The organism is Stenotrophomonas sp. 05L413 (assembly GCF_056397945.1).
This window is the reverse complement of the sequence record NZ_JBFTOL010000004.1, coordinates 232,797-254,080: the sequence shown is the minus strand read 5'-3', so window position 1 is coordinate 254,080 and position 21,284 is coordinate 232,797. Positions and strand designations below refer to the sequence as shown.

The following is a 21,284-nucleotide window of genomic DNA, read 5'->3' as shown; positions in this document are numbered from 1 at the left end:
CATCCTGCCGGAGGGCAGCCGACCCACGGCCGGCGCTCCGTAGTGCGACGTTCAGCCGCCCCAGACCAGCGCCAGTTCCAGTGCCACCCACCCCAGGAACGCCACCACCAGCACCGCGCCTTCGCGCCGGCTGATGGTCAGGTCACCGCGCAGCATCGGGTAGAGCACCAGCACGAAGGCGATCGCCGCCGGCAGCTCCAGTTTCACGAACGATCCGGGCAGCGCCAGCGGGCGCAATGCGGCCATGCCGCCGACCACCACCAGCAGGTTGAACAGGCTCGAGCCGATCACGTGGCCCAGCACCATGTCGCCCTGGCCACGGCGTGCCGCCGCGATCGCCGCAGCCACTTCGGGCAAGGCCGTGCCGATCGCCACCGGCAGCAGGCCGACCAGCAACGGTGACCAGCCCAGCCCGGCGCCAAACAGCGGCGCGGCCTGCACGATCCAGCGCGCGCCGAAATACAGGCACACCGCCGCGAACAGCAGCCGCAGGAGGTTGAGGAACAGTCCCGTGCGGGTCATGGCGTAGCCGGCGATGCCCTCACGCACCGGCTCCACTTCCAGCCGCGCGCGGCGCAGCAGGAACACCAGCAGGCCGACAAAGGCGAGCAGCAGCACGGCCCCTTCCCAGCGCGCGATCACGCCATCCAGGCCGAACAGGATCAGCAGCGCACTGGCGGCGGCAAGACACACCAGCAAGGGCGAGAGCAGCCGCGCACGGACCAGCAGCGGCGCAGCGAGCGCCGCCAGGCCCAGGGTCAGGCCGACGTTGACGATATTGCTGCCCACCGCATTGCCCAGCGCGAGTTCTTCCGCGCCGACCACGAAGGCACGGGCGTTGACCACCAGCTCCGGCAGCGAGGTGCCGAAGGCCACCAGCAGCAGCCCGGCCAGGAACGGCGACGCGCCGAAGCGCTGGGCCAGACCCGAGGCGGCCCGGACGATGGAGTCGCCGCCCAGTGCCAACAGCACCAGGCCCAGCACGAACCAAACAGTGGCAGCGATCATCTGGTGTTCCCCGGTGACAGATGTGGGCCGATTCTAGGGCCAGCCCACGCCAAACAGTGAAGGCCCGCCCCGGCCCTGTGGCCGGCGCGGTGCCGGTGGCTCAGGAGCAGCCTTCCACGTAATCGACCTGCGGGGTCTTGCCGACCCGCCAGGCGGTCACATTGCCATCGCCGTTGATCTCGAAGTTGACCAACGCACCGCCCTCGGTCGCCGGGCGCACACGCAGGTTGTGGCCCTGCTCGTCGTACTTGTGCGGGGTCAGGTCGCCGCGATCCGGGTACAGCGTCTGCAGCTGGCCGAGCGACATGCCGACCTTGCCGCCACCGGGGGCGACGATGCGGTCGTTGCGCACGTCATAGCGCACCAGTCGCTTGCCTTCGATCATGAAGATCACGTCTTCGGCCTGCGCGCCTTCCGGCCGCAGCGCATGGCAGTAATCGTCAGGGACGTCGCCCTGCAGGGGTGTCTTCCAGGCTGCCCGGACCTCGTCCAAGGTGCTGCCCAGCGCCACCGGGCCGTAGCCATCCAGCCGTGCCGGACCCTGCGTCACCGTGCCCGGGGCCGCCGTGGCAGGCGCTGCCGGCGCGGTGTCCGCCGCCGGTGCAGGCACGGCCGCCTCGGCATCGGCCGACGGCGTCTCCGGCGTGCGCTCGCACGCGGCCAAGGCCAGCACCATCCCCACTGCCATCACGCTTCCCAGCTGTCTCATGCCTGCATCCTCCCGGTGAATGGGCGCAGCCTAGCGCGAGCGCCGTGTGGGCGGCATGCACAGTGTCGCTGTCATCCGCGTTTCACCTGCCGCGTTCAGGCTCGGCCTGCACCGCATCGACCCCGCCCCCATGCAACCGCAGAAGACCGACCTCGCCCGCACCGCCCTGCAGGCCCACCGCGCGCCCCTGGACATGCGCCAGCGCCGGCTGTTGATCCTGTGCGACGGCCAGCGCGACCTGGTGCAGCTCGGCCAGCTGGTGGGCCCGGAAACCCCGGCGATGGTGATCCAGCTGATCCAGAGCGGGTATCTGGTGTTGAGTGCGGTGACACCGACCGCGGTGCCGGTGCCCGTGACCGAACGCCGCCGCTCGCTGGTGGCCGCCCGCATCTATCTGCTGGACATCCTGGAACTGCAGCGTCATCCGCAGGCGGCAGCCCTGTTCCACACCCTGCAGCAGGCCCGCAGCGACGACGCGGTCATGGCGGCGCTGCAGACCGCATCCGACGCGCTGCCAGGCCTGACCTCCACCGGCTATGCCGAGCGGGTGCGGCAGCGGTTGCTGGAGGTGCTGCCGAAGGAACACGCCGAGCGCTTCCAGATCGCGCTGGTTTGAGCCTGCGTCAGCCCGAGAAATTCGCCTTCAATCCCTGCCAGCAGTGCTGGTACCCGCGCTGGCGATGCGCCGCGTCCATCGCCTGTGCGGTGGGGCGGATCACGCCGCGGGTTTCGAACATGAAGGCCATGGTGTCCTTGATCACGTCCGGCCTGCTCAGGTCGGCCGCGGAGGCCTTCTCGAAGGTCGCCGCATCCGGGCCATGGCCGCTCATGCAGTTGTGCAGCGAGGCACCGCCGGGCACGAAGCCTTCGGCCTTCGCATCATAGGCACCGTGGATCAGGCCCATGAATTCGCTGGCGATATTGCGGTGGAACCACGGCGGGCGGAACGTGTTCTGCGCGACCAGCCAGCGCGGCGGGAAGATCGCGAAGTCCATGTTGCTGGTGCCCGGCGTGTCGCTGGGCGAATGCAGCACGAGGAAGATCGAGGGATCGGGATGATCGTGGCTGATCGAGCCGATCGTGTTGAAGCGGCGCAGATCGTAGCGGTACGGCGCGTAGTTGCCGTGCCAGGCGACCACGTCCAGCGGCGAATGATCGATATCCGCGCGCCACAGCTGGCCCGCGAATTTGGCAATCAGTTCGAACGCGCCGTCGATGTTCTCGAACGCGGCATGCGGCGTTTCGAAGTCACGCGGATTGGCCAGACCGTTGGACCCGATCGGGCCAAGGTCGGGCAGCTTCAGCAGCGCGCCGAAGTTCTCACAGACGTAGCCGCGTGCGTCGCCGTCGGGCAGTTCGACACGGAAGCGCACACCGCGTGGAATCACCGCGATCTGCTGCGGTTCGATCTCGATCACGCCCATTTCGGTGAGCAGGCGCAGGCGGCCCAGCTGCGGGACGATCAGCAGCTCGCCATCGGCGTTGTAGAAATAGCGGCCCTGCATGTCGCGGTTGGCGGCATACAGGTGGATGCCCACGCCATGGTGGGCGTCGGGCGAACCGTTGCCCCCCATCGTGTACAGCCCCTCGATGAAATCCGTGGGCGTGCTGGGCAGCGGCAACGGATCCCAGCGCAACTGGTTGGGCGAGACCGCGCCCTGCGCGACGTCGCCGTGCAGGTGCGGCTGGCTAAAGGGGGTGAACTCGCCGTGGGTCACCGCGGGGCGGATGCGGTACACCCAGCTGCGGCGGTTGCTCCCGCGCGGCGCGGTGAACGCGGTGCCGGACAGCTGTTCGGCATACAGACCATGGGCGACACGCTGCGGCGAGTTCTGCCCCACCGGCAGTGCACCCGGCACCGCCTCGGTGGCGAACTCGTTGCCGAAACCGGTCTGATAGCCGCGCGATGACATCGGGTTGTTCATGGTCCTGCTCCGCCGGGGGCGTGGATGGCAAGGGAATACGGCCGATGGCACCCGCGCGGGCGCGGATGCCACCGTTGAAGCGTAACGCGGGTGGCGGCCGAGTGCCTTACAGCACGCCGCGCTTCATCTGGTCGCGCTCGATGCTTTCGAACAGCGCGGTGAAGTTGCCTTCGCCGAAGCCTTCGTTGCCTTTGCGCTGGATGATCTCGAAGAAGATCGGGCCGATGCAGTTGGTGGTGAAGATCTGCAGCAGTTTGCGCTGCTTGGTCTCCGGGTCGGCATCGATCAGGATCTTGTTCTTCGCCAGTCGGGCCACGTCTTCACCGTGGTTGGGCACGCGCATGTCGATCACATCGAAATACGTGTCCGGCGTATCCAGGAACTCCACGCCCTGGGCGCGCATCGCCTCCACGGTGTCGTAGATGCTCTCGGTAAAGCAGGCGATGTGCTGGATGCCCTCGCCCTTGTAAGCGTCGAGGTATTCGTTGATCTGGCTCTTCGGATCGGAGGATTCGTTGAGCGGGATGCGCACGATGCCGTCCGGGGCGGTCATCGCCTTGGACACCAGGCCGGTCTTGAGGCCCTTGATGTCGAAGTAGCGGATCTCGCGGAAGTTGAACAGGCGCTCGTAGTAATCCGACCACTGCTGCATGTTGCCGAAGTACAGGTTGTGCGTCAGGTGGTCGATGAAGGTCAGCCCGAAGCCCTTCGGGCGCGGGTCCACACCCTCGATCGGCGCGTAATCGGTATCGAACATGCTGCCGTTGGCGCCGTAACGGTCGACCAGGTACAGCATGCAGTCGCCGATGCCCTTGATGATCGGGGCGGCGACGGCGCGGGTCTCGGGCTTGAAGTCGATCGCTTCGGCACCGTTGCCCAGGGCCATCTGGTAGACCTCATCGCCCGGCTTCTTGAAGCGGATGGCGAAACCGCAGGCGCACGGGCCGTGCTTCTCGGCGAAGTCCGAGGCGAACGAATCCGGCTCTTCGTTGACCAGGAAATTCACGTCGCCCTGGCGATAGACCGTGATCGCACGCTGCTTGTGGCGCAGCACGGCGGTGAAGCCCATCTTGCGGAAATAGTCGTGCAGTTCCGCGCCACGGCCGGCCGGGGCGGCGAACTCGACGAACTCGAAACCATCGATGCCCATCGGGTTTTCGAAGGTGGTGACCTGCATGCCCGGATCGGGTGCGAAGGACGCGGTGCTCGTTTGGCTGGTCATGCTGTGGCTCCAAAGCAGTCCGCATCGGAAAAAACCAGGTGCGGTAGGAAGGCAGACCCGCGAGAATGCGGAGTCCGGAACGTAGGTTATAGTTTCACATGAAACCACCATCAAGGTGCACCGCAGCATGAGCCCGCCCGATCCCAGCAGTCACAGCATCCGCGCATCGCACGCCCTGCTCGATCTGGAGCAGTTCCTGCCGTACCGGCTGAGCGTTCTGTCCAACCGCGTCAGCGGCAACATCGCCAAGCTGTACGGCGACCGTTATGGCCTGGCGATCCCCGAGTGGCGGGTGATCACGGTCCTGGCGTTGTATCCGGGCTCGTCGGCCAGCGAGGTGTCCGATCGCACCGCGATGGACAAGGTCGCGGTCAGCCGCGCCGTGGCCAGACTGCTCGAACGGGGCTTCATCAAGCGTGAAACCCATGGCGATGACCGCCGCCGCTCGGTGCTGGCGCTGTCGGCGGCCGGATTCGAGGTGTACGAGACCATCGCGCCGCTGGTGATCGACATCACCCGCAAGCTGATGTCCGTGCTCAGCGAGGACGAAGAACAGATGCTGGAGACGCTGATCCTGCGCCTGGCCGGGGAAGGCCTGCAGCGGATGGACGAGTAGCCAGCGACCGTTGGTCGTTGCGGCTCAGCTCAGGTGCTTGCGCCGCGCATGCACCCACGGCGCGGCCAGCGCGCCGATGGCACCGCCGGCAAACCCCAGCGAGGCGGCCACGGCGGCCGCTTCGATCGCACCCGGCAGAGCCAGCGCGGCGACCACCAGCAGCAGCGATGGCAGGCCGATGAAGGTGGCCATGAAGTAGCGCCAGCGCGGTGACCACGTACCGACCTGGAGCAGGCTGACCGGCATCCAGGCTTCGCCTGAGGCGTCCTGGGCAACCTTCGCGGCCACCTTGCCCAGGTCCGCTTCGACCGGCCCCTTGCCACCACGCGCGGCAGCCAGCATCGCGGCCACCTCGTCAACCGCCGGGAAGCTGGTCGGCCAGGTCTGCGGGGCGTTGACCCCGTAGGCAGTCAGCAGCGGCACGCTGATCCAGGGTGCCAGCAAGGGCCGTACCTTGCGGCGGTCCATCACGCACCAGATCTGGGTCATGCCATGCGCGGTGACGCTGTACAGCGCCAGCTGCGCCGCCGCCGGATAAGGCAGCAGGTGCACGCGGGCGGCCATGCTGTCGTAGCCCATCTCACGCAGGAAGCCCGGGCGGGTACGTCCCTCGTGCGCCCAGGCCAGGCCGAGCGCGCCGACCAGATACACCTCGGCCGGATCCTTCGTGCCGGCGGTGGCGCGGTCATCGCTGGCCAGGAAGAACGCCAGCGATTTGGGTTCGGCGACATCGTGCTGGTCCCAGCGCCCAGCGTCCCCCAGCAAGTGCTTGAGCGGCAAGCGCGCCGGGGCGGTTTCGTCCTTGCTGGCGTTCTGCAGGAACGGCACCACGCTCAGCACGAAGCCCTGCAGGTCCACGCCGCGCAGGCCGCTGCCCTGCCACTCGGTGGGAATCAGGCCCGGCAGCGTGCCCTGGCGTGCCAGCGTGTCCAGCTGCGCCTTCTGCTCCACCAGTTTCTGCACGGCCGCCTTGAGCAGCACGTTGTCGGGCACGGAGACCATCGGCAGGCGGTAGCGGATCGCGCCCGGCGCCGGCGTGTCGGCCTCCAGCGCATCGGGTGCGGTGTGGTCATCGAGCAGCACATCGACCGGCGGCAGGCTCACGCCGGCCGGCGCATCAAGAGAGACTTCGGTGGTGCTGTCGCTGGTGCCCGGCTGCATGCGTCGATTCCGTCGGTTGTCCGCCACGAACAGCGCGGCATGAGGTCCTTGGGGGTAGCGGCAGGGCAGCGGACAAATTGAGGGCAAAAAAAAAGCCGCGGAATCCGCGGCCTTTTCCAGATCACGACGCTTTGGGTGGCGCCCATTGCTTCATGAAGGCGAAGAAGCGGCCACGGTCGTAGCCCTTCTTCTGCCCCTTGTCCGCTTCCAGCTCACCGGTGAACTGCGAATGCAGCAGCGTGCCGTCGGCATCGAGCACGAACAGGTGCGGGTAGCCCTTCACTGGCGGGAACTGCGACAGGAACGCCGCGTTCTCGTTCTCTTCGCTGTAGTTGACCTTCATCCAGACATAGTTCGCATCGCGGAAGCGGCGGATCTCCGCATCCCCTTCGATGAACCCATCCATCAGATGGCACCACGGGCACCACTCACCGCCCACATCCAGGATGATCCGCTTGCCCCCGCGCTGGGCCTCGACCTTGGCCGTGGCCAGATCGGCGACGGGATCGCGGGCGGGATCGAACTGGGCGTTGAGCGCCGCGATCGCGGCGATGTCCGCCGCGGCCGGGGTGTTGCCCGAGGCCACCGGTGCGCCGGGATCGGCGACCGGGGCCTTCCGCTCGGAGGTATCCAGCGGCTGCGCAGGCGCCGCGGTAGGCGCCGACGACGGCGAACAGGCGGCCAGCAGGCCGGCCACGATCATCGACATTCCCGCGGCTTTCATGCGCATCGCCTTCCTCACTTGACGCCGTGCATCAGCTTGTTGATCAGCGGGGCGACCAGGAACAGCACCACGCCGGAGATGATCAACGCCCAGAAGCCGAACGTGTAGCCCTTCAGCGCCGATTCCACGGTCATGCCGCCTTCGCCGCTGACCACGCCGGCGAAGATGCCCGACATGTTGTTGCCGATGCCGGTGGACAGGAACCAGCCACCCATGCCGAAGCCAACCAGGCGCACCGGGGCCAGCTTGGTCACCATCGACAGGCCGATCGGCGACAGGCACAGCTCACCGACGGACTGGATGACGTAGACCATGAACAGCGTCCAGAACGGAATCTTGCCATCCACGACCATGCTCGACAGGGCGACCATCAGCAGCGCGAACGCCGCACCGTTGAACAGCAGGCCCAGGCCGAACTTGCGCGGGATCGACGGGTTGGCGCGGCCCAGCTTGATCCAGATCCAGGCAATGATCGGGGCCAGGGTGATGATCGCCACCGAGTTGACCGACTGGAACCAGGCGGTCGGGAATTCCCAGCCGCCCAGGTTGCGGTTGACGATGTTGTCGGCCAGGAAGGTGAACGAGCTGCCGGCCTGTTCGAAGAACATCCAGAACATCACGTTGAAGGTGAAGATGATCAGCATCGCGATCACGCGGTCGCGCTGGACCTTGCCTTCGCGGATGCCTTCAACCAGCAGCAGGATCGCCAGCGCGATGAACATCGCGCCCAGGATCCAGGCCAGCGCGGTGGCGCCGGTGGAGAGCAGGAAGAACGCGATCGGGATCGCCACGATCGCACCGATGAACACCATCACGATGCGGCCATAGCCCTCTGCACCGGCCGGCGGGGCGCCGATGCCCTTCAGGCCGGCGCGGCCAACGTAGAACCAGGCCAGGCTGATCAGCATGCCGATGCCCGAGGCGATGAAGACCATCTTGTAGGACGGCATCGCCTGGGTGCCGAACACGCGCTCGGCCAGGTACTGGGTCAGCACCGGGGCGATCATCGCGCCGATGTTGATGCCCATGTAGAAGATGGTGAAGCCCGAATCGCGGCGCTCATCCTTCAGGCCGTACAGCTTGCCGACCATGGTGGAGATGTTCGGCTTGAACAGGCCGTTGCCGATGATGATCGTGGCCAGGCCCAGTTCGAAGATTTCCTTGTTGGGCATGGCGACCATGAACAGGCCGGCGGCCATGATCACCGCGCCGGTCAGGATCGAGCGTTGGTAGCCCAGCACCCGATCGGCGACGTAGCCACCGAAGATGGCGGCGGCGTACACCAGCGCCAGATAGGCACCGTAGGTCCGGCTGGCGGCGGCCTGGCCGGCCGAATCACCGTCGAAGAACTGCGCGACGATGTACAGCACCAGGGCCCAACGGATGCCGTAGAACGCAAAGCGTTCCCAGAATTCGGTCATGAACAGCATCCACAACGGGCGCGGATGGCCCAGCGTGGTCTTGAACTCCGGCAGCGCCGGATCGGGAACGGATTTCGCGGCGGCGTCTACGCTCATGCGGGATTCCTGGGTTCGGTGGAAGACATGCACGTCCGATGTGCGAAAGCAGCGCGGGAGAATCCCAGACCAACCACGTTCACGTCAAATACACGCTGATGTGGACCGCTGGTAGCATGGTCGCTGAACTTGCATCTGCAACTTCCGGGCAAAAGCCGGCAGCGCAGCAACGGCGGGGCCTGCCGCACCGTACGGCGGATGCGGCAGGTAAATATGAATAGGCTTATTGCGGCCGATGCCGGATCAGGCGTCCGGCGGCATCGGGTCGTCGTTGCGGATCGTGGTGCGCACCTGGAACAGCTCCGGGAAGAAGGTCAGTTCCAGCGCCTGGCGCAGGAAGCCGACCCCGCTGGAGCCGCCGGTGCCGCGCTTGAAGCCGATCACCCGCATCACGGTCCGCATGTGGCGGAACCGCCACAGCTGGAAGGCGGTTTCCAGATCGACCAGGTCTTCGCACAGCGCGTACTCACGCCAGAAACGGTCGGTGTTCTGGTAGATCCGCTCGAACACCGGGTGCAGCGCATCGTCGGCCACGTGCGGCTGCTGCCAGTCCCGCCCCTGATAGCCGGCCGGGACCGGATGGCCGAAGCGGGCCAGGTAGCGCAGGAACTCCTCGTACAGGCTGGGGGCATCAAGCACCTCCTGCAGCTGGGCCTGGCCGGCCGGGTCATGCGAGAACACCTGCAGCATCTGCGCGTTCTTGTTGCCCAGCAGGAACTCGATGTAGCGGTACTGCAGCGACTGGAAGCCCGAGGACGGGCCCAGCACATCGCGGAAACCCATGTACTCCGAAGGGGTCAGCGTCTCCAGCACCGACCACTGCTCGGTCAGCTGGCGCAGCACCTGCTTGCTGCGCGCCAGCACCTTGCGGCACTGCCAGACCTCGTCGCGCTGCAGGAAGCCGATCGCCGCGCGCAGCTCGTGTGCCAGCAGCTTCAGCCACAGCTCGGAGGTCTGGTGCTGGATGATGAACAGCATTTCGTCGTGGTGCGGCGGGTTGGACAGCGGCTGCTGGGCCGACAGCAGCTGATCCAGGCGCAGGTAGCCGCCGTAGGTCAGCCGCCCCTCCAGATCGGTGTGGATACCAGCTTCGAGATCGCGTTGGTTCTTGTCGACGGACATGGCAGGGACCGCTAAAGGGGCTGAAAGGGTAGCGCAGTGGCCGGGGGGCCGCGCATCCGGCCGTCAGCGGCTCAGCGCGCCGCCAGATCGGCCGAACCCACGATCCTGACGCCGGGCGTCGGCACCAGCGCCGCCTCAACCAGCGCGGCGGCAATCGTCCCGGCCGGATTGATCCGCCAGGCGCGCGGCAGGACCGGACCGAGCACCCCCAGCACCACGCTGGCCAGATGCTCGCCGGTGCGCCGCTCGGCACGTTCGCCGCCGATCAGTCCGGGCCGGACCAGGGTCAGCGAAGGGTAGCCCAGCTCCCGCAGGTCCTGCTCCAGCCGGCCTTTGACCTGGTTGTAGAAGAGCCGCGCGCCCGCATCGGCGCCCATCGCCGAGTTCAACGCGAAGGCATGCGCGCCGCGGGCGCGTGCCTGCTGTGCCACGGCCAGCGGAAAATCATGGTCGACCCGTGCGAACGCCTCCTGGCTGCCGGCCTGTTTGATCGTCGTACCGAGCGCGCAGATCACGGCATCCACCGCCCACCAGTCGGCCTCGCCCGGCAACTGTGCGAAGTCCACCACCGGGTTGAGCAGCGCTGCATCCGTGGTATCCAGCGCGCGGCGGGTCGGGGCGATCACCGCATCGCAACGGGGGTCGTCCAGTAGTTGCCGCAGCACATGACTGCCGACCAGTCCGGTCGCCCCCACCAGCATCACCTTCATCGCACTCTCCTGCCGTCGCCGTGCTTACCATCCTGCCATGCATGACCGGTTCAAGGCCGGCCCCACTGCGCCGATACTGTTCCCACCTCTCCACCGCTCCGGCTCCGGCCGTGCCCTGCAAGGATCTGCCGCATGACGGACCCGCACGACGCTCCCCCCAGCCCCGGCACCGCCGTCGGGCGGCTGCTGTCGCGGCGGCAGAGCGTGGGCACAGCGGTGGAGGCCGCCAGCGAGCCGGCGCCCGGCCCCAAGGGGGGCAGCAGCGCGATGCTGCAACGGTTGTTCGCCGGCATCGATGCGCCCGAGCCGCTGCTGGCCGCGTTCGCCAATGGCATGTCCACCCTGCCCGGCGAGCTGGGCGACATGGGCCTGCGCCTGCAGTCGGCGCAGCGCAGCGCGGATTGGGTCAGCTATGGCCGCGCGATGCGCCAGCTGATCGACAAGTACATCCGCACCATCGAACAGGAAACCCCGGATGGCCAGCCCGACAGCCTGCGCCTGCGCGAGCTGCTGCGGCATACCGTCGGGGTGACCGTGGCCAGCCTGCTGCAGAACATGCCCGAGCTGCGCGAGGAGCCGGTGCAGCTGGCCGGTGAACTGCGCCACTGGCATCCCGGCCAGCCGCTGCAGCCGATCGAACAACGGCTGCGCGAGCTCTCGCACCAGATCGGCGTGCGCAGCGATGGCTGGCAGGAACAGCAGGAGCTGTTGCTGAGTCTGTTCGATCTGCTGTTGGACAACATCAGCGAGCTGCTGGATGACAGCAGCTGGCTGCACGGCCAGGTCCACGCGGTGCGTTCGCTGATCGGCGGCCCGCTGGATCGCGATTCGGTCGAACAGGCGCGCGCCAACCTGCGCGAGGTGATCTACAAGCAGGGGCTGCTCAAGCAGGGCATCGTCGAATCCAAGGCGGCGATGAAGAACGTCATGGGGGGCTTCATCGAGCGCCTGGACGGCATGGCGGTGAGCACGGGCGAATACCATGACCGGATCAGCAGCTACGCGCTGGCCCTGAAGGAAGCGCGCAGCATCGCCGACCTCAACCAGTTGCTGCAGGACGTGCTGCAGGACACCGGCCGGGTGCAGGATCAGGCCCTGCAGGCGCGCGACCACCTGGGCAATGCACGCCGTGAAGTGGAACAGGCCGAACAGCGCATCGCCGAGCTGGAGCAGGAGCTGCGCGAGGTCTCCGGGTTGATCCGGACCGATCCGCTGACCGGTGCGCTCAACCGCCGCGGTCTGGATGAGCTGCTGGAGCGCGAACTGGCGCGTGCCGCCCGCCACGGCCATCCGCTGGCGCTGGCCCTGCTGGACCTGGACGATTTCCATCAGACCAATACCCTGCATGGCCATGCAGGTGGCGATGCGGTGCTTCGCCACCTGGTGACCGTCTGCCAGCTGCACCTGCGCAGCAGCGATGCCATCGCCCGGCTCGGCGGCGATGAGTTCGTCCTGCTGCTGCCGGAAACACCTGCAGCGGACAGCATGTCCACCCTGCTTCGGCTGCAGCGCTCGTTGGCGCAGCGGCCGCTGCCGCTGGACGAACAGCGCGTGCCGGTGCATTTCAGCGCCGGGCTGGCGCAATGGCAGCCGGGCGAGCCAGCCGAGGCGCTGCTGCGGCGTGCCGATGCGTCGCTGTATGCGGCCAAGCGGGTCGGCAAGAACCGCGTACTGGCGGCCGAGCCACCGCGCTGAGCCCGCGCCCGTGATATTCCGCGCACCGGCGCGAATCACCCGGGTATGGACATGACACGGCCCGCTACCGACATTGATCTGCGCCCGCGCTTCGCCGCGCTGCTGGAGCAGCACCGCGGCATCGTGCTGAAGGTGGCGCGCGGCTATTGCCGCCACCCCGAGGATCGGCTCGATCTGGTCCAGGAGATCAGCGTGCAGGCGTGGGCGGCATTCGAGGAATTCGACCCGGCGCGGGCGCGCTTCTCGACCTGGCTGTACCGGCTTGCGCTCAACGTGGCGATCTCGCAATGGCGCCGGCAGCAGCATCGGCAGCGCCACCACGCCGCGCTGGACGACGACCTGCCCGCCGCGGACGACCGTGCACCTCCCGAGCAACGCCATGCCCTGCATCAGCTGGAGGTGGCCATCCATGCGCTGCCGCCACTGGACCGTGCCCTGATGCTGCTGCACCTGGACGATCACGACCACCGGCAGATCGCCGAGGTGCTGGGCATCAGCGTCGCCAACGTCTCCACCCGCCTGCACCGCCTGCGCCAGCAACTGCGCACTCGCCTGAACCCCGCCGACTGAGAGCCCCGCCATGCAACCGGATGACCTCAAGCACCTGTGGAACAGCGTCGGCACCCCCACCGATGCGCAGGAAACCTTCGCGCTGGAAGCGTGGCGCAGCCATCGGCAACGCAGCGTTCAACGCCAGCTCGGCCTCTTCAGCCTGTGGCAGGGGCTGCAACTGGTGGTCTGGCTGGCCGTGGCGGTGTACTGCGGCAGCCAGTGGTGGCAGCAACCTCCGTTGGCGGTGATGCTCAGCGCGGTGGCGCTGCATGCCTATTGCATCGCGGTGATCATCGCCAGCATCACCCGCCTGCATCGCCGCCGGCAGTTGCAGCCGACGCAGACGGTGCTGGCGCAATCGCAGCAGCTGGCCGCGCTGCGTCGCCACACCGCGCTGACCGAGCTGCTGCTCGGCCTGCCGTGGTGCTGGCTATGGTTGGCCGTGCCGGTGCTGGTGGCCTGGCAGGCCTGGGGCGTGGATCTGGGCGCCTTTGCCGCGCCGTGGCTGCTCGCCTCGCTGGGCGCGGGGACGCTGGCCATGCTGGCCGCCTTGATCCTTGCCCGCCGCTGGGCCCAGCGCGCACCGGCCTCGCCGTGGCTGCAGCGCGTGATCGATGCGCTGTCCGGCCGCCGGCTGGCCCACGCACACGCCGAGCTGGAGGCCCTGCGCGGCTGGGAGCCGGCCTGATGGGGTCGCCCCTCAGTGCGCGGGCTTGGCCCCGCGCAGCTTCTGGAACCCGGTCACCGCCGCCAGGACCACCGCGCCGATCACCACGCCGACGATCACGTTGCCCAGCGCGTTGATCAACCAGCCCCAGCTGCCATCGCCGCCCATTGCCAGGATGGCGTGATGCAGCGGCGCGATGCTGTGCACCAGGATGCCGCCACCGACCAGGAACATCGCTGCGGTACCGGCCACCGAGAGGAACTTCATCAGCCACGGTGCGGCCACCAGCAGGCCCCGGCCGACCGCCGCCAGCGCCGCGCCCTTGCGCGACAGGTACAGGCCCAGATCGTCCAGCTTTACGATGCCGGCGACCAGGCCGTAGACAAACACCGTCATCGCCAGCGCGATCACCACCAGCGCGCTGACCTGGTTGAGGAACGGCGCGCTGGAGACCACGCCCAGCGACAGCACGATGATCTCGGCCGACAGAATGAAGTCGGTGCGGATCGCGCCCTTCACCTTGTCCTTCTCCCACGCGACCATGTCCACCTTCTCGTCGGCCAGGGCCTTGGCCCGCTCGGCCTTGCGCTGTTCATCCTCATCGCGCGAATGCAGGAAGCGGTGCGCCAGCTTCTCCACGCCCTCGTAGCAGAGGAAGGCGCCACCGATCATCATCAGCGGGGTGATCGCCCAGGGCAGCCAGGCGCTGATCGCCAACGCCGCCGGCACCAGGATCGCCTTGTTGACCAGCGAGCCCTTGGCCACCGCCCACACCACCGGCAGCTCACGGTTGGCGCTGACCCCGGTCACCTGCTGCGCGTTCAGCGCGAGGTCGTCGCCGAGCACGCCGGCGGTCTTCTTGGCCGCCACCTTGGTCAGCACCGACACATCGTCCAGCAGGGACGCAATGTCATCGAGCAACGCGAACAGACTGGCACCGGCCATGGTGGATCCAAAGGAGGAAGCGGGAGCGCCGATTCTGACCGATCCGGCCCCTGTCGCGGTAGCGGGGGCGGATTCACCGGCCCACCACTGCCGCCCGGCCACACTGCCGGTGATCGTCGCCCCGGAGTCCTGCTTGAATACCACGCCCGTCGTCACCGGTTCGCCGTCGCTGGTCAAGGGCATGAACCGCCGCAGCCAGATCCTGCGCCTGCTGTTGCGCTACCGTAATTCCGGCGTGTTTTCCGGCATGAACCTGGACGCACGCGCGGTCCACGATGTGCCGCCGGACGGCAACCCGGAGCAGTTCGTCACCGACCTGGAATCGCTGGGGCCGACCTTCGTCAAGCTGGGCCAGATGCTCTCCACCCGCCCGGACATGGTGCCGGTGGAGTTCGCCACGGCCCTGGAGCGCATGCAGGAGAACGTGGCGCCGATTCCGGTCGAGCGCGTCGCGGCGATCATCGAAAAGGAACTGGGCGCGTCGGTATCCAAGCTGTTCGCCAGCTTCGACCCCGTCCCGCTGGGCTGCGCCTCGATCGCCCAGGTGCACCGCGCCGAGCTGCACGATGGCCGCCAGGTGGCGGTCAAGGTGCAGAAGCCGGAGGTCGCCGCGCAGCTGCGTTCGGATCTGGACGTGCTGCGCAGCTTCGCGCTGGCCGCTGACCACCTCACCCAGGTCGGCCGCCGCGTGCGCCTGCGCGACTGGCTCAATGAGTTCGCCAAAACCCTGATGCAGGAGCTCGACTACCAGGCTGAGGCCGAAAACCTGCAACGCTTCGGCCAGCACCTCAAGCCGTTCAAACCACTGTGGGTGCCGCAGCCGATCTGGGATTACTGCAGCCACCGCGTGTTGACCATGGAGCTGGCCCAGGGCGTGCGCGTGGACATGATCCCCGATGTGCGCCGCACGGAGCAGCCGATGGCGCCGCTCGCCGCGGCATTGATCCGTGGCTATGTCGACCAGATCTTCGTGCACGGCGAGATCCACGCCGATCCGCATCCCGGCAATCTACGCGTCACGCCGGCCGGTCGCCTGGCGATTTTCGATCTGGGGATGGTCGCGCACATGCCGCCACGCCTGCGCGAGCGCCTGTTGAAACTGCTGTTCGCGGCGGTGGATGGGCGCGGCGAAGAAGTCGCCGATGAAATCATCGGCATCAGCACACGGCTGGAGTTCTTCGATGAGGAACGCTATCTGCGCGAGACCGGGCAGATCATCGCGCGGTATGCCGCCAACAGCAGCTTCTCCGAGGGCCGCGTGGTGTTGGACCTGGTCCGCATCGCCACCGCCAGTGGCCTGCGCACCCCGCCGGAGCTGAGCCTGCTCGGCAAGGCGCTGCTGAATCTGGAAACCGTGTGCCGGCTGCTGTCACCGGACCTGGATACGCGCCGCATCGTGGAGAAGCAGCTGCAGCACGTGATGCGCGCACGCCTGAAGAAATCACTGTCCGCCGCCAATCTCGCCAGCGAGGCGATGGAGATGCAGCAGCTGCTGCGCGATGGGCCGCGCAAGATGACCGACATCCTCGCGCTGCTCGCCGAGAACCGCCTGCAGATGAAGGTCACCGGGCTGGAAGAGTCACGGCTGATGGAGAATCTGCAGAAGATCGCCAACCGTGTCTCTGCCGGCATCGTCACCGCCGCCCTGATACTTGCTGCGGCGATGATGATGAAGGTCGATACCGGCTGGCATCTGTTCGGCTATCCGGCCATCGCATTCACCTTGATGTTGATCGGTGTGTTCCTGGGATTGGGCATCATCCTCAGTGCGTTGATCTTCGATCGTCGTGCGCGCTCGAAGGAAGAACGCGGGCACCGCTGACGTACCTGCCGCGCATACCACGCATTCAGACCCAACGGAAAACACCACGGATAACGCACGATGCACTGCAGCATCGTGCGCGCTTCTTCACGCGTGTTTTACGTCGCATGTCGCGGTGCGATACGTGTGTACGAATGTCGTTTTCAACAAACATTTCAGTCAGGTTCGTGCAGGCATGATCGAGTCATCGGCTTGTCATGCATGTGTGGTTGGGACAGCCGGTCGGATGGGACATACGTCGTCATGACGTCCATCACCACCTGTCTCCACTGCCAAAAGTGCTTATGCTCTGGATCCTGCTGCTGTCTCTGTTGCTGCTCGCCTGGCTGTTCCTCGCATCTGACACATGGGTGTGGTGGAAGGCAAGCCTGATGTCATTGCTGCTGCTGACCCTCAGTGCGTGGTGGTTGATCAACAAGTTGTCCGGTGATGGTCTCAATGCCGCCACCCTGTACCACCTCGGTGCGGACATGGAAGGCGCCGGCATCGCCGATTTCAAGCACTACATCGCCGGCTTCATCGCACTGGCCCTGCTCTCGTTGTCCCCGCTGCTGCTGGCGCGCTTCCGTCGTCGGGATCGCCCCGCACATGGCAAGGCCGTGTTCGCCGGCTTCATGGCGATGTGGTTCGTCGCGATCGTGGTCAGCCCGCTCTACAGCGATGGTCAGCGCCTGTACCAGCAGATGCGCCCGGTCGACTACAGCATGGTCAAGGCCGAGTACCGCGTGCCACAGCAGCCGCTGACCAAGCCGCGCAACATCGTGTGGATCTACGGCGAAAGCCTGGAACGCACCTATCTCAATGAAACCACCTTCCCGGACCTGATGCCCAACATCAACCGGCTGGCCGCGCAGTCGCTGGATGTGCGCGGGCTGGTCTCGGCCGAGGGCGGTGGCTGGACCATCGCCGGGCTGGTCTCCTCGATGTGCGGCGTGCCGTTGACCACCGCCAAGGAAGACGAGAACAGCATGGGCCGCATGGGCAGCTTCCTGCCTGAAGCGGTCTGCCTGGGCGATTACCTCAAGCAGCAGGGCTACACCAATCACTATCTGGGCGGGGCCAACGGCCAGTTCGCCGGCAAAGGCCAGTTCCTGGCCACACATGGCTTCGATACCGTGGACGACCTGGCCTGGTTCAAGCAGCAGAAGATCACCCGCGCGCACTTCTCGCCGTGGGGCGTGCATGACGACGTGCTGCTGGACAAGGCGTACGACCGCTTCGTGCAGCTCTCGCGCAAGGGCGAGCCGTTCATGCTGACCACGCTGACCATGGACACCCATCACCCGGCCGGTCACCTGCCCGTGGCCTGCAAAGGCACCCGCTACCAGAGCGAGCACGGCAACATCGGCATGCTCAATGCGCTCAAGTGCACCGACGGGCTGATCGCCAAGCTGGTCGACCGTATCCAGGCCAGCCCGTACGGCGAAGAAACCCTGATCGTGATCGCTTCCGATCACCTGGCCATGCCGAATGATCTCAGCCACATCCTGGCCAAGCAGGACCGCGAGAACCTGCTGCTGTTCCTGGGCAAGGACATCGCCCCGCGCCAGCTGACCGCGCCGGCCGGCTCGACGCTGGATTCGGGCGCCACCCTGCTGAGCCTGATCGACCCGGCCATCGATTCGATCGGCTTCGGCCGCTCGCTGCTGCACCCGGAACGTTCGGACAGTGCGAGTGCGGCGGTGTTCCGCGACAACGGCAAGGACTACCCGCGTTACCTGGCGTTCTCGCGCTCGCTGTGGCTGGGCGACAAGACCCGCCAGCTGCGCATCGATGACGACAACCAGGTGGTGATCGGCCTGCAGCATGTGCAGCCGCCGGTGCTGCTGGAGTACGACAAGCATTGGGATCTGAAATCGGTCTACCTGGAGAACACCTCCAAGCAGTTCGATCTGGCCGATCCATCCAATACGCTGGCCTACGTGGATCGCTGCACCGCGTTCGAGGATGGCTCGGCCGATGGCGACTGGTGTGCGATGCTGGTCAACCAGGACAAGGGCATCAAGCTGTTCCGCGATGACCAGCTGCGCGGTGGCGTGGCGGTGGATGGCCCGCTGGATCCGTTCAACGGCCCGCGCCCGAGCATCCGCCAGGCGCACATGATCACCCAGAAGGGCCGCCGCACCCGCGCCGGCCAGTACATGGTGCAGCTGGTGACCAAGCAGTCACCCGACCGCGGCTTCTGGATCGAAGCGGTCTCCTCGCAGCGCAAGGTGGTGGTCGCCCAGCAGTGGGTACAGCCGGATGCCGAGGGTCGCATCAACCTGAGCTTCGGCCTGGACCACGAGGTCGATGATCTGGAAGTGCGCGCCTGGTTGAACCACGCCGAGAACTTTCTGCATCGTCTATCTGCCGGCCAGCGGCCGGCACTACCTGCATCGGGACGGTACCGACCATCGGTCGGCATCCGTCCGTCATCGGTTGCGCTTACGCGTGCGGGTCAGGCGCCGCCGGATCCCGCACCAGATGGATATCCGTCGGCGAGGACAGCGCGATCCCGGCCTCGGCAAACGTCTGCAGCACCGTGAAGTACAGCTCGCTGCGTGCGCCGTACACCGCACGCGGGCCTGACACGTAGGCGAAGCTGTTGATCGCGATCTGCCCATTGGCGATCGAGTCGATGAACACCGACGGTGCCGGGTCGCTCAGCACGCCCGGGTGATCGGTGTAGGCATCCAGCAGGATCTGCCGCAGCGCCGCCACATCGGTGTTCAACGGCACCGAGAACTGGATCTGGATCCGGCCCTGCGCGTTGCCCATCGTCATGTTGCGGATGGTCTTGGTGATCAGCTCGGAGTTGGGCACGATCAAGGTGGACTTGTCGCCGACCTGGATCTCGGTCGAACGCACGCTGATCCGCTTGATGTCGCCTTCCTGGTCGCCCAGCTTGACCCAGTCACCGATCTTGACCGGCCGCTCGGCCAGCAGGATCAGGCCGGAGACGAAGTTCTGGGTGATCGCCTGCAGACCGAAGCCGATACCGACCGAGAGTGCGCTGACCACCAGCGCCAGCTTCTCGAAGCCGATACCCAGCGCGGTCAGGCCCCACAACACCGCAGCGATGATGCCGAGGTAGCGGGTCACGGTGCTGATCGAGTTGCGTGCGCCGGCGTCCAGTTCGGTCTTGGGCAGGTAGGTATCGCTGAGCCAGCGTTGGAACGCCTGCATCACCGCCCACACCACCAGGAACACCAGCACCGCGTACATCACGCTGCTCGGCCTGAGCGTGGTCTCACCGATCTTCAGCCCACCGGACAGCGAATCCAGCCCACCGAGGAAGGCGTTGAGATTGCCGAACGGTGCCGCCAGCGCCAGCAGGCCAAGCACGATCACACCGACACGCAGCACCGCCGAGAGCAGCACGCCGGCCTGCTCCACCCGCGCCTCGCTGAGCCCGGTGGTCAATACGATGGTCTGTCCGGCGCGGCTGCTGGGCGCGAGCACCCAGGTGGCCAGGTCATCGGCAAACTTGAGCAGCAGCGAGACCGCCATGAACACCACCGCGACCCAGACCAGCTGCTGGGCCACGAACAGCGCGAAGTTGAGATACCCCAGCAGTGTGGCGATCACCGCCGCGGCCACGGCGATGTGGCCGACCAGGCGCGCCAGCACGATCCAGCCACTGCGGCGAGGCGCCCCCCGCACCTTGCCATCACCACCGGCGCGGGGATCGGCCCGTGCTTCGGCCTCGGCGGCTTCGGCCGCCTGACGGTTGTGCATGCGCGCCAGCGAGGTCAGGATCGCGATGATCAGCCCCAGGTAGGTCAGCGCCATCAACCCATCGGCGGCCACCGTGGTCACCTCGCTGGTGCGGGCTGCACGGTCGAGGGCGACCAGCATGATGCTCAGCCAGGTCAGGCCGGCCGCGCCCCAGGCGTACTTGCGCAGGCGCAACGCCGCGCTGTCATCGAGCGACAGCAGCCGCCACGACGGGCGCTTGGGGACCAGCAGACAGGCGCTGAGCGCAGCGATGAAGGCGGCCACGAAGGTGGCTACCTCGAAGGTCTCGGCCACCTGCTGCAGGCGCGGCGGGATCGCGCCGATCGCGTCCAGCGATTCCACCAGGGCCACCGCCGCCAGGCCCGGCAACAGCGTGCCGACCAGCAGTAGCCACACCGCCAGGCCGGAGCGGCGCAGGCGTCCATCGGGTGCACGCTCGGAGGCGGCAAAGCGGCGCCCCAGCGCGCGCAGCCACAGCCGCAACGGGAAGAACAGCACCAGTGCGACCGCCAGGCCGATCAAGGGCGCGTTCCAGCCATGCTTGGCAATGGCTTTGCGGGCCGCGTCTTCGCCCAGACGGTAAAGAATGGCCAGGCGGTGCACATCGTCCGGCACATCCTTGGCGAAGCTGCGCCACAGCGCAGGTGACAGCGGCGAGGCGACCTTGCGGCTCAGCTGTTCGCTGAACTGGGTGACCCGCATCTTCTCGATGCGCTCGCCGAGCTGCCTGGCATCCACTGAGAGCAGCTTGGCGCGGGCGATCTGCGCGGTGATGTCAGCCTTCTGCTGGTTCAGCGCCTTGCGCTGCCGGCTCACTTCCGGCGGCTCGACGGTGCCTTCGGCGACCTGGCCAAGCTGCTCGAGCCGCGCATCCACCTGCTGACGCTGCGGGTCGAGGGCGCTCTGCAGGCCGTCGGCATCGCGCTGGACGGCCAGGGCGCGGTCGGACAGCGCCTTCAGGGTTTCAGTGGTGCCCGCATCCTCCAGCGCGTCACTGGTGGCGCGCAGCTCTTTTTCGGCCTGGATCAGTTGTTTGGCCGGATCCGGGGGCGGATCCGTGGCCTGCCCGAGAGCGACCGGCGCGGCGCCGAGCCAGGTGAACAACAGCAGCCAGCCCAGCGACCGCACCACAAACGAAGAATGACGAAGCGACACGCCAGCACCAACGG

The 21,284-nt window shown here is 67.0% G+C and carries 16 protein-coding genes and 2 pseudogenes; 7 read left to right on the top strand and 11 right to left on the bottom strand.

Going from position 1 to position 21,284, the window contains the following annotated elements; all coding sequences use genetic code 11:
- Positions 1-51: 51 nt before the first annotated feature.
- Positions 52-1,008 carry a sodium:calcium antiporter gene (locus tag AC1DIQ_RS10420; protein ID WP_478049987.1) on the bottom strand — a complete coding sequence of 319 codons (957 nt, stop codon included), beginning with the start codon at positions 1,006-1,008 and terminating at the stop codon, positions 52-54.
- Between the two features lie 100 nt (positions 1,009-1,108).
- Complete coding sequence (locus AC1DIQ_RS10415) at positions 1,109-1,690, bottom strand: hypothetical protein (RefSeq protein ID WP_183073765.1); 582 nt, start codon at positions 1,688-1,690, stop codon at positions 1,109-1,111.
- Positions 1,691-1,847: 157 nt separating this feature from the next.
- Between AC1DIQ_RS10415 and AC1DIQ_RS10410 the strand changes: the two genes are divergently transcribed.
- The gene (locus AC1DIQ_RS10410) at positions 1,848-2,333 is read left to right on the top strand and encodes a hypothetical protein (RefSeq protein WP_478049986.1); all 486 of its coding nucleotides are present in this window, start codon (positions 1,848-1,850) and stop codon (positions 2,331-2,333) included.
- Between the two features lie 7 nt (positions 2,334-2,340).
- Here AC1DIQ_RS10410 and hmgA read toward each other — a convergent pair whose 3' ends face one another.
- Positions 2,341-3,642, bottom strand: a complete 1,302-nt coding sequence (gene hmgA, locus AC1DIQ_RS10405; protein WP_478049985.1) for a homogentisate 1,2-dioxygenase — start codon at positions 3,640-3,642, stop codon at positions 2,341-2,343.
- A gap of 106 nt (positions 3,643-3,748) precedes the next feature.
- Positions 3,749-4,819, bottom strand: coding sequence for a 4-hydroxyphenylpyruvate dioxygenase (hppD, locus tag AC1DIQ_RS10400; protein ID WP_121041316.1), 1,071 nt, complete (start codon positions 4,817-4,819; stop codon positions 3,749-3,751).
- A 172-nt stretch (positions 4,820-4,991) separates the two neighbouring features.
- Here hppD and AC1DIQ_RS10395 point away from each other — a divergent pair, with 172 nt between their 5' ends.
- Positions 4,992-5,480, top strand: a complete 489-nt coding sequence (locus tag AC1DIQ_RS10395; protein ID WP_088433561.1) for a MarR family winged helix-turn-helix transcriptional regulator — start codon at positions 4,992-4,994, stop codon at positions 5,478-5,480.
- 24 nt (positions 5,481-5,504) lie between these two features.
- Here AC1DIQ_RS10395 and AC1DIQ_RS10390 read toward each other — a convergent pair whose 3' ends face one another.
- The 5 genes from AC1DIQ_RS10390 to AC1DIQ_RS10370 all read right to left on the bottom strand — a co-directional run bounded on the left by AC1DIQ_RS10390 (position 5,505) and on the right by AC1DIQ_RS10370 (position 10,714).
- Complete coding sequence (locus AC1DIQ_RS10390; protein WP_478049984.1) at positions 5,505-6,641, bottom strand: hypothetical protein; 1,137 nt, start codon at positions 6,639-6,641, stop codon at positions 5,505-5,507.
- 121 nt (positions 6,642-6,762) lie between these two features.
- A complete protein-coding gene (locus tag AC1DIQ_RS10385; protein ID WP_478049983.1) occupies positions 6,763-7,371 on the bottom strand; it encodes a thioredoxin family protein in 609 nt (202 codons plus the stop codon).
- A gap of 8 nt (positions 7,372-7,379) precedes the next feature.
- Positions 7,380-8,882 (bottom strand): peptide MFS transporter, encoded by a 1,503-nt coding sequence (locus tag AC1DIQ_RS10380; protein ID WP_121040656.1) that lies wholly within the window; start codon positions 8,880-8,882, stop codon positions 7,380-7,382.
- Positions 8,883-9,125: 243 nt separating this feature from the next.
- Positions 9,126-10,004 (bottom strand): tryptophan 2,3-dioxygenase, encoded by an 879-nt coding sequence (locus AC1DIQ_RS10375; protein ID WP_088433557.1) that lies wholly within the window; start codon positions 10,002-10,004, stop codon positions 9,126-9,128.
- 71 nt (positions 10,005-10,075) lie between these two features.
- On the bottom strand, positions 10,076-10,714 hold the full coding sequence (locus AC1DIQ_RS10370) for an NAD-dependent epimerase/dehydratase family protein (RefSeq protein WP_152150892.1): 639 nt from the start codon (positions 10,712-10,714) through the stop codon (positions 10,076-10,078).
- Between the two features lie 132 nt (positions 10,715-10,846).
- On the opposite strand from AC1DIQ_RS10370, the gene AC1DIQ_RS10365 reads away from it, so the two are divergent.
- From AC1DIQ_RS10365 to AC1DIQ_RS10355, 3 genes are read left to right on the top strand one after another with little or no spacing between them, the layout of a single operon-like run.
- Positions 10,847-12,409 (top strand): GGDEF domain-containing protein, encoded by a 1,563-nt coding sequence (locus AC1DIQ_RS10365; protein ID WP_478049982.1) that lies wholly within the window; start codon positions 10,847-10,849, stop codon positions 12,407-12,409.
- A 45-nt stretch (positions 12,410-12,454) separates the two neighbouring features.
- Positions 12,455-12,979, top strand: coding sequence for an RNA polymerase sigma factor (locus tag AC1DIQ_RS10360; protein WP_282261767.1), 525 nt, complete (start codon positions 12,455-12,457; stop codon positions 12,977-12,979).
- Between the two features lie 10 nt (positions 12,980-12,989).
- A complete protein-coding gene (locus AC1DIQ_RS10355) occupies positions 12,990-13,649 on the top strand; it encodes a hypothetical protein (RefSeq protein WP_152150886.1) in 660 nt (219 codons plus the stop codon).
- A gap of 12 nt (positions 13,650-13,661) precedes the next feature.
- On the opposite strand, the gene AC1DIQ_RS10350 is transcribed toward AC1DIQ_RS10355, so the two are convergent.
- On the bottom strand, positions 13,662-14,573 hold the full coding sequence (locus AC1DIQ_RS10350) for a DUF808 domain-containing protein (protein WP_121040668.1): 912 nt from the start codon (positions 14,571-14,573) through the stop codon (positions 13,662-13,664).
- Between the two features lie 178 nt (positions 14,574-14,751).
- On the opposite strand from AC1DIQ_RS10350, the pseudogene AC1DIQ_RS10345 reads away from it, so the two are divergent.
- A pseudogene (locus AC1DIQ_RS10345) lies at positions 14,752-16,395 on the top strand (ABC1 kinase family protein); the annotation flags it as partial.
- A 284-nt stretch (positions 16,396-16,679) separates the two neighbouring features.
- A pseudogene (locus AC1DIQ_RS10340) lies at positions 16,680-18,728 on the top strand (phosphoglycerol transferase I); the annotation flags it as partial.
- A gap of 94 nt (positions 18,729-18,822) precedes the next feature.
- On the opposite strand, the gene AC1DIQ_RS10335 reads toward AC1DIQ_RS10340, so the two are convergent.
- Complete coding sequence (locus AC1DIQ_RS10335; protein WP_478049981.1) at positions 18,823-21,270, bottom strand: DUF3772 domain-containing protein; 2,448 nt, start codon at positions 21,268-21,270, stop codon at positions 18,823-18,825.
- Between the last annotated feature and the right edge of the window lie 14 nt (positions 21,271-21,284).

Excerpts from the sequence above, each read along its gene's own strand:
- AC1DIQ_RS10385 (WP_478049983.1), bottom strand. The coding sequence starts at position 7,371 with ATGCGCATGAAAGCCGCGGGAATGTCGATGATCGTGGCCGGCCTGCTG.
- hmgA (WP_478049985.1), bottom strand. The coding sequence starts at position 3,642 with ATGAACAACCCGATGTCATCGCGCGGCTATCAGACCGGTTTCGGCAAC.
- AC1DIQ_RS10365 (WP_478049982.1), top strand. The coding sequence starts at position 10,847 with ATGACGGACCCGCACGACGCTCCCCCCAGCCCCGGCACCGCCGTCGGG.
- AC1DIQ_RS10360 (WP_282261767.1), top strand. The coding sequence starts at position 12,455 with ATGGACATGACACGGCCCGCTACCGACATTGATCTGCGCCCGCGCTTC.
- AC1DIQ_RS10375 (WP_088433557.1), bottom strand. The coding sequence starts at position 10,004 with ATGTCCGTCGACAAGAACCAACGCGATCTCGAAGCTGGTATCCACACC.
- AC1DIQ_RS10355 (WP_152150886.1), top strand. The coding sequence starts at position 12,990 with ATGCAACCGGATGACCTCAAGCACCTGTGGAACAGCGTCGGCACCCCC.
- AC1DIQ_RS10420 (WP_478049987.1), bottom strand. The coding sequence starts at position 1,008 with ATGATCGCTGCCACTGTTTGGTTCGTGCTGGGCCTGGTGCTGTTGGCA.
- AC1DIQ_RS10410 (WP_478049986.1), top strand. The coding sequence starts at position 1,848 with ATGCAACCGCAGAAGACCGACCTCGCCCGCACCGCCCTGCAGGCCCAC.
- hppD (WP_121041316.1), bottom strand. The coding sequence starts at position 4,819 with ATGCAGGTCACCACCTTCGAAAACCCGATGGGCATCGATGGTTTCGAG.
- AC1DIQ_RS10390 (WP_478049984.1), bottom strand. The coding sequence starts at position 6,641 with ATGCAGCCGGGCACCAGCGACAGCACCACCGAAGTCTCTCTTGATGCG.
- AC1DIQ_RS10395 (WP_088433561.1), top strand. The coding sequence starts at position 4,992 with ATGAGCCCGCCCGATCCCAGCAGTCACAGCATCCGCGCATCGCACGCC.
- AC1DIQ_RS10370 (WP_152150892.1), bottom strand. The coding sequence starts at position 10,714 with ATGAAGGTGATGCTGGTGGGGGCGACCGGACTGGTCGGCAGTCATGTG.
- AC1DIQ_RS10350 (WP_121040668.1), bottom strand. The coding sequence starts at position 14,573 with ATGGCCGGTGCCAGTCTGTTCGCGTTGCTCGATGACATTGCGTCCCTG.
- AC1DIQ_RS10380 (WP_121040656.1), bottom strand. The coding sequence starts at position 8,882 with ATGAGCGTAGACGCCGCCGCGAAATCCGTTCCCGATCCGGCGCTGCCG.